The sequence below is a fragment of the Saccharopolyspora thermophila genome (assembly GCF_014646075.1).
Lineage (GTDB): Bacteria > Actinomycetota > Actinomycetes > Mycobacteriales > Pseudonocardiaceae > Saccharopolyspora > Saccharopolyspora thermophila.
The window spans coordinates 249,918-263,833 of record NZ_BMMT01000002.1; the positions used below are offsets into that span (position 1 = coordinate 249,918).

The 13,916-nt window shown below is 72.6% G+C and carries 13 protein-coding genes; 7 read left to right on the plus strand and 6 right to left on the minus strand.

The genetic code is table 11. The features are described 5' to 3' along the window. Window positions 1-104: 104 nt before the first annotated feature. On the minus strand, window positions 105-1,403 hold the full coding sequence (locus tag IEY17_RS04580; protein ID WP_188985774.1) for a cytochrome P450: 1,299 nt from the start codon (window positions 1,401-1,403) through the stop codon (window positions 105-107). 293 nt (window positions 1,404-1,696) lie between these two features. Here IEY17_RS04580 and IEY17_RS04585 point away from each other — a divergent pair, with 293 nt between their 5' ends. Continuing rightward, window positions 1,697-3,442: a proline--tRNA ligase gene (locus tag IEY17_RS04585; RefSeq protein ID WP_188985776.1), complete on the plus strand. Its 1,746-nt coding sequence runs from the start codon at window positions 1,697-1,699 to the stop codon at window positions 3,440-3,442. Between the two features lie 86 nt (window positions 3,443-3,528). Here IEY17_RS04585 and IEY17_RS04590 read toward each other — a convergent pair whose 3' ends face one another. The 3 genes from IEY17_RS04590 to IEY17_RS04600 are packed head-to-tail and all read right to left on the minus strand — an operon-like array spanning window position 3,529 to window position 6,051. Then, window positions 3,529-4,275: an HAD family hydrolase gene (locus IEY17_RS04590; RefSeq protein ID WP_188985778.1), complete on the minus strand. Its 747-nt coding sequence runs from the start codon at window positions 4,273-4,275 to the stop codon at window positions 3,529-3,531. Between the two features lie 31 nt (window positions 4,276-4,306). Beyond that, window positions 4,307-5,593, minus strand: a complete 1,287-nt coding sequence (locus IEY17_RS04595) for an MFS transporter (RefSeq protein ID WP_229679840.1) — start codon at window positions 5,591-5,593, stop codon at window positions 4,307-4,309. A 47-nt stretch (window positions 5,594-5,640) separates the two neighbouring features. Next, entirely contained in the window at window positions 5,641-6,051 is a 411-nt protein-coding gene (locus IEY17_RS04600) for a secondary thiamine-phosphate synthase enzyme YjbQ (protein ID WP_188985780.1), read from the minus strand. 57 nt (window positions 6,052-6,108) lie between these two features. Here IEY17_RS04600 and IEY17_RS04605 point away from each other — a divergent pair, with 57 nt between their 5' ends. Together IEY17_RS04605 and IEY17_RS04610 are read left to right on the plus strand one after the other, a co-directional pair. Continuing rightward, window positions 6,109-6,702 (plus strand): aminotransferase class V-fold PLP-dependent enzyme, encoded by a 594-nt coding sequence (locus IEY17_RS04605; protein ID WP_188985782.1) that lies wholly within the window; start codon window positions 6,109-6,111, stop codon window positions 6,700-6,702. An 80-nt stretch (window positions 6,703-6,782) separates the two neighbouring features. Further along, the gene (locus IEY17_RS04610) at window positions 6,783-7,577 is read left to right on the plus strand and encodes a hypothetical protein (RefSeq protein ID WP_229679841.1); all 795 of its coding nucleotides are present in this window, start codon (window positions 6,783-6,785) and stop codon (window positions 7,575-7,577) included. Window positions 7,578-7,646: 69 nt separating this feature from the next. Here the strand turns inward: IEY17_RS04610 and IEY17_RS04615 are convergent, their stop codons facing one another. Together IEY17_RS04615 and IEY17_RS04620 are read right to left on the minus strand one after the other, a co-directional pair. Beyond that, window positions 7,647-8,093, minus strand: a complete 447-nt coding sequence (locus tag IEY17_RS04615) for a ferritin-like domain-containing protein (RefSeq protein WP_188985783.1) — start codon at window positions 8,091-8,093, stop codon at window positions 7,647-7,649. Beyond that, window positions 8,090-8,575, minus strand: a complete 486-nt coding sequence (locus tag IEY17_RS04620) for a hypothetical protein (RefSeq protein ID WP_188985785.1) — start codon at window positions 8,573-8,575, stop codon at window positions 8,090-8,092. The genes IEY17_RS04615 and IEY17_RS04620 overlap by 4 nt, the downstream gene beginning before the upstream one ends. 264 nt (window positions 8,576-8,839) lie before the next feature. Here IEY17_RS04620 and rimP point away from each other — a divergent pair, with 264 nt between their 5' ends. From rimP to infB, 4 genes are all read left to right on the plus strand, one after another. Continuing rightward, the gene (rimP, locus tag IEY17_RS04625; protein WP_188985787.1) at window positions 8,840-9,397 is read left to right on the plus strand and encodes a ribosome maturation factor RimP; all 558 of its coding nucleotides are present in this window, start codon (window positions 8,840-8,842) and stop codon (window positions 9,395-9,397) included. Beyond that, complete coding sequence (gene nusA / locus IEY17_RS04630; protein ID WP_188985789.1) at window positions 9,394-10,467, plus strand: transcription termination factor NusA; 1,074 nt, start codon at window positions 9,394-9,396, stop codon at window positions 10,465-10,467. The genes rimP and nusA overlap by 4 nt, the downstream gene beginning before the upstream one ends. 149 nt (window positions 10,468-10,616) lie before the next feature. Beyond that, entirely contained in the window at window positions 10,617-10,892 is a 276-nt protein-coding gene (locus IEY17_RS04635) for a DUF448 domain-containing protein (RefSeq protein WP_229679842.1), read from the plus strand. A 92-nt stretch (window positions 10,893-10,984) separates the two neighbouring features. Further along, entirely contained in the window at window positions 10,985-13,867 is a 2,883-nt protein-coding gene (infB, locus tag IEY17_RS04640) for a translation initiation factor IF-2 (RefSeq protein ID WP_229679843.1), read from the plus strand. The last annotated feature ends 49 nt before the right edge of the window (window positions 13,868-13,916 follow it).

A 13,916-nucleotide genomic window follows, 5' to 3' on the forward strand; every position in this document is an offset into this window, starting at 1 on the left:
GAACCGACCGTGGGCGTCGAACGCTGTTCCACTACATCGAAGGAGAAGCGAAGGAAACCAGCCACGCCCACCCAACCAATGCTCGAAGTCGAAAGCCCCCGAGATCAGGTCGGGGTGAGGGTTCTGCCGGTGGTGACCGGGAGGGAGGTGAGGCCGTGGATCACCGAGGTGGGGCGGCGGACCGCCGCTCCTGCTCGGCGGAGGTCCGGCAGGCGGGTTGCCAGGGCCCGAAAGGCGATCTCCGCCTCCAGGCGGGCCAGCGGGGCGCCGAGGCAGTAGTGGATCCCCGAGGAGAACGCGAGGTGCTCACCCCGGTCCGGGCGGGTGATGTCGAACCGCTCCGGGTCCGGGTGCACCGCCGGGTCCCGTCCGGCCGCCGCGAGCAGGACCAGCACGGGCGTGTCCGTCCGCAGCCGCCGACCGGCCAGTTCCACCGGTTCGTGGGCGATGCGCATGGTCATCTGCACCGGCGGGTCCCAGCGCAGCGTTTCCTCGACGACGGCCGCTGCCAGGGTCGGGTCGTCGCGCAGCAGGTCCCACTGCTGCGGGTGCCTGAGCAGCGCCAGCGTGCCGTTACCGATCAGGTTGACGGTCGTCTCGAAGCCCGCCACCAGCAGCAGGTCGCACAGGTGCACCAGCTCGGTGCTGGTGAGCTCGCCCTCCTCCAGGGCCGCGACGAGGTCGCTGACCACGTCCTCGCCCGGCTGGGCGCGGCGCTCCTCGATGAGCCGTTCGAACAGCGCGTCGAGTTCGGCGAACGATTCGCGCATCTGCCGCAGGTGGCGCACCGAGCGGATTCCGTCGAGCGCACCGCCCAGCACCGTCCCGTGGTGCGCCAGGCGTTCCGCGTCCAGTTGTGGCAGCCCCAGCAGTTCGCAGATCACCCGGATCGGCAGCGGCGAGGCGAAGTCGCGCACGAGGTCGAACTCCCCGCGCTCGACGGCCCGGTCCAGCAGGTCGTGTGCGACGTCCTCGATGCGCTGCCGGTATCTCTCCAGGCGGCGGGGCCGGAACCCGGGGGCCGCGAGCTTGCGCAGCCGGGAGTGGTCCGGCGGGTCCATCTCCAGTAGCGACAGCTGCAGGTCGACCGCCGCGGCGGAGGGATCGCCGTAGGAGCCGTCGCTGGTGCGCACGCCGAACCGCCGGTCCCGCAGCACCGAGTCGCACAGCTCGTGCGTGGTGCACGCCAGTGCGCCCAGCTTGCTGCGGACCAGCGGACCCTGCGCGCGCAGCTGCGCGTAGAGCGGGTACGGGTTGTCGCGCCACGGGGCGCGGAGCGTGCGGGCCAGGGCGTCGCCGCGCCAGGCGGAGAACCAGGTGAGCGCTCCCTGCGCCAGCAGTCGCACGCGCAGACCGAGCTCGGCCCACGGGTGGTGTTCGTGGCGTGCCTGCTGAGCCGACATCGACACCCCTTCCGCAAAAGGTGTTCGCCCCGAGGTAACCGCAAGGCGGGCGGCCCGACAATGGGCCATCCGGCTCAGCGGCCGCTCGTCACGCGGAAGACGTTCGGGCAGCACGAACTCCATGGGGGGCGGGTCCGAGAGCTCGCGACCGCGGTCGAGGATGACCATGCGTGGGGGCGCGTTGGCCGGGCGTTCCGGCAGGCGCCGGGCGCTGCGGGTATCCGCTGGTGGTGGGCCCGGGGGCACTCGATACCCTGCCGGTGACGAATCAGCCCGGACGAGGAGCCAGCACCGTGATCACGAGGATGTCGACGTTGTTCCTGCGTACGCTGCGCGAGGATCCGGCCGACGCCGAGGTGCCGAGCCACAAGCTGCTCGTCCGCGCCGGCTACGTCCGTCGGGTCGCGCCCGGCATCTACTCCTGGCTGCCGCTGGGCCTGCGGGTCCTGCGCCGGATCGAGGAGATCGTGCGCGAGGAGATGAACGCCATCGGCGCGCAGGAGATCCACTTCCCCGCGCTGCTGCCGAAGGAGCCCTACGAGGCCACCAACCGGTGGACCGAGTACGGCCCCAACCTGTTCCGGCTCAAGGACCGCAAGGGCGCCGACTACCTGCTCGGCCCCACCCACGAGGAGCTGTTCGCGCTCACCGTCAAGGGCGAGTACAGCTCCTACAAGGACTACCCGGTCATCCTGTACCAGATCCAGACCAAGTACCGCGACGAGGAGCGGCCGCGGGCGGGCATCCTGCGCGGTCGCGAGTTCGTCATGAAGGACTCCTACTCCTTCGACCTCGATGACGAGGGCCTGACCGCCTCCTACCAGCTGCACCGCGACGCCTACATCCGGATCTTCGACCGGGTCGGGCTGCGGTACGTGATCGTGTCGGCCACCTCCGGGGCGATGGGCGGTTCGGCGTCGGAGGAGTTCCTCGCGGAGAGCGAGACCGGGGAGGACACCTTCGTCCGCAGCACCGAGTCGGACTTCGCCGCGAACGTGGAGGCCGTGGTCACTCCCGCGCCGCCCGCGCGGCCCGTGGAGGGCCTGCCGCCCGCCGAGGTGCACCACACCCCGAACACGCCGACGATCCAGTCGCTGGTCGACTTCCTCAACGCCAACACCGACCGCACGTTCACCGCGGCCGACACGCTGAAGAACGTGCTGGTCAAGACCAGGCAGCCCGGCGCCGAAGAGTGGGAGCTGCTGGCCGTGGGCGTGCCGGGTGACCGCGAGGTCGACATGAAGCGCCTGGAGGCGTCGGTGGCGCCCGCCGAGGTGGCGCTGCTGGAGGAGGCCGACTTCGCCGCCAACCCGTTCCTGGTGAAGGGCTACATCGGGCCGAAGGCCCTGCAGGACAACGGGGTGCGCTACCTCGTCGACCCGCGGGTGGTGCCGGGCACGGCCTGGGTCACCGGGGCGGACAAGACCGACCACCACGTGCTGGACCTGGTGTGCGGGCGGGACTTCACGCCGGACGGCACCATCGAGGCCGCCGAGGTCCGCGAGGGCGACCCGTCGCCGGACGGGCGTGGCACCCTGATCGCCGCGCGTGGCATCGAGATCGGCCACATCTTCCAACTCGGCCGCAAGTACGCCGACGCGTTCTCGCTGGACGCCCTGGGACAGGACGGCAAGCCGAAGCGGATCACCATGGGCTCCTACGGCATCGGGGTGTCCCGGCTGGTGGCGGCGATCGCCGAGCAGAGCCACGACGAGCACGGCCTGGTGTGGCCGCGCGAGGTGGCGCCCGCAGACGTGCACGTGGTCATCGCCGGCAAGGACGAGGCGATCCGGGAGCGCGCGGAGGGCATCGCCGCGGAGCTCGACACGGCCGGTGTGGAGGTGATCCTGGACGACCGCACGGTGTCGCCGGGTGTGAAGTTCGCCGACGCCGAACTGCTGGGCGTGCCGACGATCCTGGTGGTGGGCAAGGGCCTGACCAGGGGCGTGGTGGAGGTCCGCGACCGCCGCTCCGGTGAGCGCACCGAGGTCGAGGTCGACAACGCCGTCCAGCACATCACCGACGTCGTCCGCAGCTGAATCATCCCGCCCGAAAGGCACCTCCCGCCCCGGAGGTGCCTTTCGCGCGTTCACCCACCACGATGGACACGACCGGGAACCCCGGCCTATCCGAGGTTTCCGGTTTTTGGGTGTTTCCGGTTTTGCCTGCAGTTGGGAATGCCTGCTTGCGACAGGGTTGCGAGGACGGCTTCGGTGTCGGCGAGGTTTGGGAGGACGGCGTGTGCGCCGGCGGCGTGGAGCTCCTCCGCGCTGCTGCGGCCCGTCGCGACCCCCACCGCGATCGCCCCGAAACGCAGCGCGCCCGCCACGTCGTGCGGGGTGTCGCCGACGACCACCACGGAGTCGGGCGACAGCGACGTGGCGTGCCGGTCGGCCGCCTTCGCGACCGACTCGGAGATCAGGTCGTGCCGGTGCAGCGAGTTGGTGCCGTAGCCGCCGATCTCGAAATCGACGTGGTGGTGCAGGCCGAACGACTCGAGCTTGTGGAAGGCGACCTCCGGAAGGTTCCCGGTCACCAGCGTCTGGACGAACCCCGGCTCGGCGGCCAGCGCGCTGAGCGCCCGCGCCGCCCCGGGCAGGGCGCTGCCCCGCTCGGACAGCTCGTCGCGGGTCGCGGCGACGGCGCTGGTCAGCGCCGCGAACATGGCGGCGACGGTGGGCGGGTCGGCGGGCACGCCGTGGATGCCGAGCACGTCGGTGGTGATCGCCAGCTCGGTGCGGCCCGCGGTCTCCGGCATACGCCGCAGGGCCCGGCCGGTGACCTCGTGCAGCGCCTGCCGGTACCAGCGCGGGCCGAACCCCCTGGCGTCGACGAGGGTGAGGTCGATGTCCCACAGCACGAGTCGGTCCACCGCACCATCCTGCCAGGCCGGCGCCGCGCGGTCACCGCGCGAGCTCGCTGCGGGCGGTCTCCGTCACCACCGCCATGCCCAACGTCGTCAGCGCCAGGCAGCAGATCAGCATGATCGCCACCGGGATCGCCGAGTGCGTCGCGCGCAGCAGCGCCGTGCCCGCCAGCGGCGCCGCCGCGCCCGCCAGGACCGTGGCCGCCTGGTAGCCCAGCGACACCCCGGAGTAGCGGACCGAGGTGCCGAAGAGCTCGGCGTAGAACGCCGACTGGGCGCCGGTCATCGTGCCGTGCAGCAGCAGCCCGACCACCACCGCGAGGAACAGCAGCGCCGGTTCGCGGCTGGCGACCAGCGGGAAGAAGATGACCGTCCACAGCGCACACCCGAGGGCGGCGGTGACCGCCACCGGGCGGCGGCCCAGTTGGTCGGACAGCGCGCCACCGCCGAGCATCGCCAGCGCCTGCGCCAGCGACCCCACGGTGACGGCCGCCGTGGTGACCGCCGTGGGGATGCCGAGGCTGCCCGCGTACACCAGCAGGAAGATGGTGAAGACGTAGAACGCGGCGTTCTCGCCGACCCGCGCGGCGAACACCGCGAACACCGCCCGCGGGTGCCGCCGCAGCGCCTCGAGCACGGGGGCCCGCGCCTCCCGCCGATCCTCGGCGACCGCCTGGAACAGCGGTGACTCGGCCACCCGCAACCGAATCCACAGGCCCACGACGACCAGCAGGACCGACGCCAGGAACGGGATCCGCCAGCCCCACGCCGCGTACTCCGCGGTGCTCGTCCCGGCTGCGACCGCGGCGAGCGCGGCCGTGGCGAGCAGATTGCCCAGCGGCCCGCCGGTTTGCGGCCACGACGTCCAGAAGCCGCGCCGCTCGCGCGGGCCGTGCTCGGCGACCAGCAGCACCGCGCCGCCGAACTCCCCGCCCAGCGCGAACCCCTGCACCAGCCGCAGCACCGTCAGCAGCAGCGGCGCGACGACCCCGATCTGCTGGTAGCCCGGCAGCAGACCGATCAGCACCGACGCCGACCCCATCAGCAGCAGGCTGACCACCAGCAGCCTCTTGCGGCCAACCCGGTCCCCGAAGTGGCCGAACACCAACCCGCCCAGCGGCCGCGCGGCGAAGCCGACGGCGTAGGTCACCAGCGCCAGCAGCACGCCGAGCAGCCCGTCCCGGTGCGGGAAGAACACCGGGCCGAACACGGTGGCCGCCGCCGCGCCGTACAGGAAGAAGTCGTAGAACTCGACGGTCGTGCCGACCACACCCGCGGACACCACCCGGGCCAGCCGTCGCGAACCCGTCACCGTTGTCGTCACGAGAGCACAGGGTGCGCGCACCACCACACCCCGCGCAAGATCCGCGATCAGCCGGGCAGGAAGCTCAACCGGACGCGGCGGACGGGGTTGTCCACATTGGTGTCCACCAGGCACACCGACTGCCACGTGCCCAGCGCCAGCCGGCCGTCCAGCACCGGCACCGACGCGTACGGCGGGACGAACGCGGGCAGCACGTGGTCCCGGCCGTGCCCGCGCGAGCCGTGCCGGTGCCGCCAGCGGTCGTCCGCCGGCAGCAGGTCCCGCAGCGCGGCGAGCAGGTCGTCGTCGCTGCCCGCACCGGTCTCGATGATCGCCAGGCCCGCCGTCGCGTGCGGCACCCACACGTGCAGCAGGCCGTCGGCGGCGTCGACCGAGCGCAGGAAGCGGTCAATCTCGGCGCCCAGGTCGTGGACGACCTCGGTGCTGCCGGTCCGGATCTCGATCTCCTCGCTGTGCATGACACCCACCGTAGGCAGCCGTTCCGCACCCGGCTCGGCCGGTGCGAGGATGCGTGCGTGCGCGAAGCATTCGGCAGGACCTTCGACGTCCCGGACGGGTACCTGAACACCGCCAGCATCGGCATCCCGCCCGCGGACGCGGCCCGGGCCGTGGCGGAGTCGGTGGCGCGCTGGGGCCGCGGGCAGGACGGGCCCGCCGACTTCGTGCTGGCGCCCCGCGGAGCGGCCTGGCTCGCGATCCACCCGGACGCGCCGCCGCTGCGGCCCAACAACGTCAACTGGTACGCGGGCGAGGACCCGTGGGACAGCACCTACGGGCTGCCCCTGCGGTTGGCCGGCGACGCCCGCGCGCTCGACCTGTCGCCAACCTGGCTGGCGCAGGTCGGGGCCGCCGTCTCGATGGACTGGCTGAGCGGGCTGGACCTGGCCGCGGTGGCCGAGCACTGCACCGGGTTGGCCGACGCGTTCCGCGCCGAGCTGGGCCTGCCCCCGGCGGGGTCGGCGATCGTCTCGGTGCCGGTGCCCGACGCCGTGTCGAAGCTCACCGCCGCCGGGATCGCCTGCGCCGCGCGGGCGGGCCGGGCTCGGTTGTCGTTCCACCTGTACAACACCGCGTCCGACGTCGAACGCGCGGTGCGTGCGCTGCGCTGACCGTCCCGGAGTGTCCGTCTTGTAATCAGCAGGCGCTACCGTTGGTGCCCGTGCCGGACCGACAGGGTGTGCCCGAACAGATGACGGGAGCACAAGCGAACACGCAGCGCGAAACCACCCCGCTGCGTCGCGACAACTCGCTGATCAGGCCGGATCGCGCAGCGGAGGAACCAACCCGACCGGCCTTCGCGCCCCCGCCCCACCAGGCCCCGGCGGCACCGCCGCCGCCCCCGCCGCGCACCAACCCGCCGACGGCCCGACAGGCCCCGGTGCCGCCGCCGAGCGGCAGGCGCATCACGCCGATGGGCTGGGCCCTGCGCGGGCTCGGCCTGCTGGCGATCTCGGTGCTGTCCGGCCTGATCTGGCTGTGGCTCAAGCCCGCCGACGACGAGGCCGACGCCCCGCCCCCCGCCCCGCCGATGCGCTATGACTTCACCCCGATCCGCCGCGAAGAGGGGTTCCAGGGCTGCCAGCAGGTGTCCACAAACCGGATCAGGGAGTACTTCCGGAACCAGGAGTGCGAACACCTCACCCGGGCCCTCTACAGCACCCGGCTGCCCAACGGCGACCGCGTGCTGACCTCGGTGATCACCGTGCTCATGCCGGACGCGGCCAGCGCGCAGCGGCTCAACGAGCTGACCACCAAGGACGGCACCGGCAACATCCGCGATCTGGTCGACGACGGCCGCGACGGCACGAAGGGCATGCCGAAACTGGACGACGACGCCTACGCCTCCGGCCGTCAGGACCGGCTCGTGGTGATCGGCGACTCGGCGTACTTCGACAAATCCACGCCGAACAAGGACCCAGCGCTGCTGGACGTGACCAACGAGGCGCTCAAGCTCGGCTGGCCCCAGGACCGCTCCCCGCAGTGAGCCGCCCGGCTCGTTCCCCGGAACCCGGACGAGCGGGAAGCGGCTTTACCACGGGCCCGGGCAGCACGGTCAGGGCTGGCCGGGGAAGTGCTGGGCGGCGGGCTGCTGGCCGATGGTGAGCCGCCACCGGGTGGCCCGCGTCGCGGCGGTCGTCAACCCGTCGAGGGCGGTGACCCGCAGCGTCGGGTCCTGGCTGTTCTCCAGCACCGACCGCCAGCCGACCTGGCAGTCGTTCTCGGCCCTGATCAGCAGCGCGATCGCCGATCTCCGGTCGCGCACCGGTTCCCCGACGTCGTAGGCGGGCTGCGCCGGCGGCGGGGTCTGCCCGGCGTCGCGGATCACCCGCTCCGCCGCGTCGCGCAGCCTGCGGTGCTGCTTCTCGGCGTCGCTGATCGCGGTGAGCACGCGGTCGTAGCCCGCGAACGCGGTGGCCAACCCGTAGACCCACAGCGCCGCCTGCTCCGCGCTGACCGCGCTGCGCAGCGCGATGGCGGCCTCGTCCGAAAGCTCCGTCATCCGAGCACCTCCCGCAGGCACGCGCAGCTCGCCGACACCGACCCGACCAGCCCCGCCCGGTAGTCGGACAGCCCGGGCACCAGCTGCGCCGCGTTCTCCTGCGCAACGCGCAGCGCTTCGAGCAGGGCGTTCGCCGCCGCGTTCGCGCTGTGCGGGGCGGTCTGCGGGCCGGGTTCGGGAACCGACGGCGGGTCCTGCGGGTCGCGGGGGTTGACGCGGTCGATCTCCCGCTGCAGCGCCTCGGCGTGCGCGGTGCGGGCCGCGGCGACCTCGCGAGCGGCCGCCGCCAGCCTGGGGTGCGCCTGGGCGATCGCCCTCGCCAGCTGTGCGTCGGACTTCGCCGCGGTGGCCAGTGCCACCAGCGGATCGGGTTCGGGCGTCGAGCTGCACGCCGCGGTCAGCGCGGCGACCGCCGGCGCGGCCGCGAACAGCCGCAGCACGCTGCGCCGCCCCACCAGCCGGGCTCGCGAGGGGGATTCCACGGCGTCCTATCCTGCCAGCGATCATGGTCGGCCCGCCGCGCGCCCCGCACCAGCACCGCCCATAGGCCATCCCGGCCGATCCGGCACGCGGTCGGCGGCGCATTCCGCCGATCGTTGGGCTCCCATGCCGCGCTCGGGTGCGGGTGGACGCGATACCCTGGGCGACCGCGGCCGGGCACGTGCGGCACTGGCCGCGGGCAACCCCGGGCGCCACCGGCCGCCCGGCGGCGAACCAGACCCCGATCGAGACGTAGGAGTGCCAACGTGTCCAGCCCGCCGCGTGGTGCCATCGCCGCGCAGCTGGAGCCCGTCGTGGCCGAGGCCGTCGCCCGCAAGGGCTTCGACCTGGAGCAGTTCGACGTGCAGCAGGCCGGTCGCCGCCGGCTGATCAAGGTCGTTATCGACTCCGACGACGGGGTCGGCCTCGACGAGATCTCCGACGTCAGCCGCGCCGTGTCGGAGGTGCTGGACGCGCACGAGCACGTCCTGGCCGGTTCCTACACGCTGGAGGTCACCTCGCCGGGCGTGGACCGCCCGCTGACCCTCCCGCGGCACTGGCGGCGGGCGCGCTACCGGCTGGTCAAAATCCGCCTGGTCGACGGCCAGAAGTTGGTGGCCCGGGTCGGCAGCGCGGATGATGAAGGGGTCACGGTGCTGGTCGGCGGCGAACTCCGCCGGGTGGCCTACTGTGATGTCGAACGCGCGGTGGTCGAGGTGGAGTTCCAGCAGCCACCCGCGGAGGACTTGGCCAAGCTGGAGCGGGCTGCGAGCGGCGTTTCCCAGCAGGGGGACGACCGGGAAGACACGGAGGAGTCGAGGTGAACGTCGACATCGCGGCGCTGCGGGCGATCGAACGCGACAAGGACATCCCGTTCGAGACGGTCCTGGAAGCGATCGAATCGGCACTGCTCACCGCATACCGCCACACCGAGGGGCACCAGCCGCACGCGCGGGTGGAGGTGGACCGCAAGACCGGTGTCGTGCGCGTCATCGCCCACACCTTGGCCCCGGACGGCAGCGTGCAGGAGGAATGGGACGACACGCCGGAGGGCTTCGGCCGCATCGCGGCGACGACCGCGCGCCAGGTCATCCTCCAGCGGCTGCGCGACGCCGAGCACGAGCGGACCTTCGGCGAGTTCTCGACCAAGGAGGGCGAGATCCTCGGCGGCGTCATCCAGCGCGACGCCCGCGCGAACTCGCGCGGCATGGTCGTCGTGCAGGTCGGCGACAGCGAGGGCGTGATTCCGGCCGCGGAGCAGGTGCCCGGGGAGAACTACGAGCACGGCACCCGGATCAAGTGCTACGTCGTCGGCGTTTCACGGAGTGCGCGGGGACCGCAGATCACGCTGTCGCGCACGCACCCGAACCTGGTCCGGCGGCTGTTCGCGCTGGAGGTGCCCGAGATCGCCGACGGCACCGTGGAGATCCCGGCGGTGGCCCGCGAGGCCGGGCACCGGTCCAAGATCGCGGTCCGGTCGACGGTCAGCGGGGTCAACGCCAAGGGCGCCTGCATCGGTCCGATGGGGGCGCGGGTGCGCAACGTGATGAGCGAGCTCGGCGGCGAGAAGATCGACATCATCGACTACTCCGACGACCCGGCGACGTTCGTCGGCAACGCGCTGTCGCCGGCCAAGGTAGTCTCGGTGGAGGTCGTCGACGAGCGCACCAGGACCGCGCGGGTGGTCGTGCCTGATTTCCAGCTGTCGCTGGCGATCGGCAAGGAAGGCCAGAACGCCCGGTTGGCCGCCCGGTTGACCGGGTGGCGGATCGACATCCGCAGCGATGCCGACCCGAGCGCGCCGACTGGCCAGGGTCCGGCCCAGCCGCCCGCGTCGGCGGCTGGTCTGGACCCGGCGGTGGGCGGACTGCCGACCGCGGGTTCGGCCGAGTGAGGTCGTCGGGTTAGAATCACAAGAGGTTCGACGCGAGGGGAGCAGCAATCCGCAGCAGTGTGTCCGGTGAATGCGGCGCCAGCCGCGGGCCGGTGCGTACCTGCGTGGGTTGTCGTACCCGGACGTCGTGCTCCGAGCTGCTGCGTGTGGTGGCTGAGGTCGGCCGGGCTGGTCCCGCCGCCGTTCCCGATCCACGACGCCGGCGACCGGGCCGGGGAGCGTGGTTGCATCCCGATCCGGCGTGTCTGCGTCTGGCCGAGCGGCGCCGGGCGTTTCCGCGTGCACTCCGTGTGCCGGGATCTCTCGACACCTCAGCCGTCCAGGAGCACCTGGCCGGGCAACCGCAGCCGGTGGCTCACGACATGACCGACGCGGAACGCGTTCCGCGCCAGGCAACTGAAGGAAAGCAGGTCGACCCGTCATGAATCAGCCGTGAAGCTGAAGCCATGAACGCGCATCGGCGATAGGACGAGGTCGAGCGGGACTGCCGCCCGGCCTCACCCAGATGAGGAGAGCAGTGGCAGGCAAGGCCCGCGTACATGAGCTCGCCAAAGAGCTCGGTGTTACCAGCAAGGAAGTACTGAACAAGCTCGCCGAGCAGGGCGAGTACGTCAAGTCTGCGTCCTCCACCGTGGAGGCCCCGGTGGCGCGCAGGCTGCGCGATGCGTTCGCCAAGCCGGCGGCGCCGAAGCAGGCCAACGGCAGCGGCAAGCCCGCCCCGGCGGAGCCGCGCCCGGCGCGTGGCGACACCGGCGCGCCCAAGCCCGGCCCGAAGCCGGGCCCGCGCCCGGAGCCCCCGGCGGCCGAACGCCCCAAGCCCGGTCCGAAGCCGGGTCCCAAGCCGGGCCCCAAGCCCGCACCGGAAACCAAGCCCGCCGAGCAGGCGCCGGCCGCCAAGGCCGCGCCGCGGCCGCAGCCCCCCAAGCCGGGCCCCAAGCCCGGTCCGAAGCCGGGTGGCAACGGCGACACGGGCGTCGTGCCGCCACGGCCGCAGGCCCCCAAGCCGGGCCCGCGTCCGCCGCGCGTCGGCAACAACCCGTTCGGCGTCGGCAGCGGTGCCCCGCAGCAGCGCGCGCCGCGTCCCGGCCCGGGCGGCCGCCCGGGTGGTCAGGGCCCGGGGCGTCCCGGCGGTCAGCGTCAGGGCGGCGGTCAGCAGGGTGCCGGTACGGCCCCGGCCGCCGGCAGCGGTGCGCCCCGCGGTGAGGGCGGCGCGCCGCGTCCGAACCCGGGCATGATGCCGCCGCGCCCGAACCCGGGCATGATGCCGCCCCGGCCCCCGCGCAGCGGCGGTGGTCCCGGCGGCGGTGGCCGCGGCGGTCGCGGTGGCCCCGGCGGTGGTGGTCGCGGCGGCGGTCGTCCCGGTGGGGGCGGCGGCTTCCGCGGTGGCGGCGGTGCGCCCAGCGGCGCCCCGGCCGGTGGCTTCCGCGGGCGTCCCGGCGGCGGTGGCCGTCCGGGCGGTCCCGGTGGTCGCGGCGGTACGGCCGGTGCCTTCGGCCGTCCCGGCGGTCCGGCCAAGCGCGGCCGCAAGTCCAAGCGGCAGAAGCGCCAGGAGTACATGGAGAACATGCAGGCGCCGTCGGTCGGCGGCGTCCGCCTCCCGCGCGGCAACGGCGAGACCGTGCGTCTGCGCCGCGGTGCCTCGCTGACCGACTTCGCCGAGAAGATCAACGCCAACCCGGCCTCGCTGGTGCAGGCGATGTTCCACCTCGGCGAGATGGTGACCGCGACCCAGTCGGTGTCCGACGAGGTGCTGGAGCTCCTCGGCCAGGAGATGAACTACCAGGTCGAGATGGTCTCGCCGGAGGACGAGGACCGGGAGCTGCTGGAGTCGTTCGACATCAGCTTCGGCGACCCGGGCAGCTCCGACGAGGAGCTGGTGCCGCGGCCGCCGGTGGTGACCGTCATGGGTCACGTCGACCACGGCAAGACGCGGCTGCTGGACACGATCCGCAAGACCAACGTCCAGGCGGGCGAGGCCGGCGGCATCACCCAGCACATCGGCGCCTACCAGGTCGTCACCGAGCTGGAGGGTGTCGAGCGGCCGATCACCTTCATCGACACCCCGGGGCACGAGGCGTTCACCGCGATGCGTGCCCGTGGTGCCAAGTCGACCGACATCGCCGTGCTGGTGGTGGCGGCCGACGACGGCGTCATGCCGCAGACGGTGGAGGCGATCAACCACGCCCAGGCGGCGGGGGTGCCGATCGTGGTCGCGGTCAACAAGATCGACGTCGAGGGCGCCAACCCGGCCAAGATCCGCCAGCAGCTGACCGAGTACAACCTGGTGGCCGAGGAGTACGGCGGCGACACCATGTTCGTCGACATCTCCGCCAAGCAGGGCACCAACATCGACAGCCTGCTGGAGGCGATCCTGCTCACCGCGGACGCCACCCTGGACCTGCGGGCCAACCCGAACCTGCCGGCGCAGGGCGTGGCGATCGAGGCGCACCTGGACCGCGGTCGCGGTCCGGTGGCCACGGTGCTGGTGCAGCGCGGCACGCTGCGGGTCGGCGATTCGGTGGTCGCCGGCGACGCCTACGGGCGCGTCCGGCGGATGATCAACGAGAACGACGAGGACGTGCCGGAGGCGCTGCCGTCGCGGCCGGTGCAGGTCATCGGCTTCACGTCGGTGCCGGGCGCGGGCGACACGTTCCTGGTGGTCGACGAGGACCGGGTGGCCCGGCAGATCGCCGACCGCCGCGGGGCCCGCATCCGCGAGGCGCAGAACGCGGCCAAGCGCAAGCGGGTCAGCCTCGAGGACCTGGACAAGGTGCTCAAGGACACCAGCCAGCTCAACCTGATCATCAAGGGTGACAACTCGGGTACCGTCGAGGCGCTCGAGGAGTCCCTGATGAAGATCGAGGTCGGCGACGACGTCGAGCTGCGGGTGATCCACCGTGGCGTCGGTGGCATCACCGAGTCCGACATCAACCTCGCCACCGCGGAGAACACCATCGTCCTGGGCTTCAACGTCCGGGCCGAGGGCAAGGCGGCCGAGGTCGCCAACCGCGAGGGCGTGGAGATCCGGTACTACTCGGTGATCTACCGGGCGATCGAGGACATCGAGCAGGCCCTCAAGGGCATGCTCAAGCCCGAGTACGAGGAGGTGCAGCTCGGCAAGGCCGAGGTCCGCGAGATCTTCCGGTCCTCCCGGGTCGGCACCATCGCGGGCTGCATGGTCACCGAGGGCGTCATCAGGCGCAACGCCAAGGCGCGTCTGCTGCGCGACAACGTGGTGGTCGCCGAGAACCTCAGCATCAACTCGCTGCGCCGGTTCAAGGACGACGCCAACGAGGTCCGCGAGGGCTTCGAGTGCGGTCTGACCCTGGGGTCGTACAACGACATCAAGGTCGGCGACGTGATCGAGCCCTACGAGATGCGCGAGAAGCCGCGCGAGTGAGTCTGGTCGCGCAGGGGGTCGCCACGGCGGCCCCCTGCACGGCGGTCGG

Excerpts from the sequence above, each read along its gene's own strand:
- IEY17_RS04580 (WP_188985774.1), bottom strand. The coding sequence starts at position 1,403 with ATGTCGGCTCAGCAGGCACGCCACGAACACCACCCGTGGGCCGAGCTC.
- IEY17_RS04600 (WP_188985780.1), bottom strand. The coding sequence starts at position 6,051 with ATGCACAGCGAGGAGATCGAGATCCGGACCGGCAGCACCGAGGTCGTC.
- IEY17_RS04610 (WP_229679841.1), top strand. The coding sequence starts at position 6,783 with ATGACGGGAGCACAAGCGAACACGCAGCGCGAAACCACCCCGCTGCGT.
- IEY17_RS04615 (WP_188985783.1), bottom strand. The coding sequence starts at position 8,093 with ATGACGGAGCTTTCGGACGAGGCCGCCATCGCGCTGCGCAGCGCGGTC.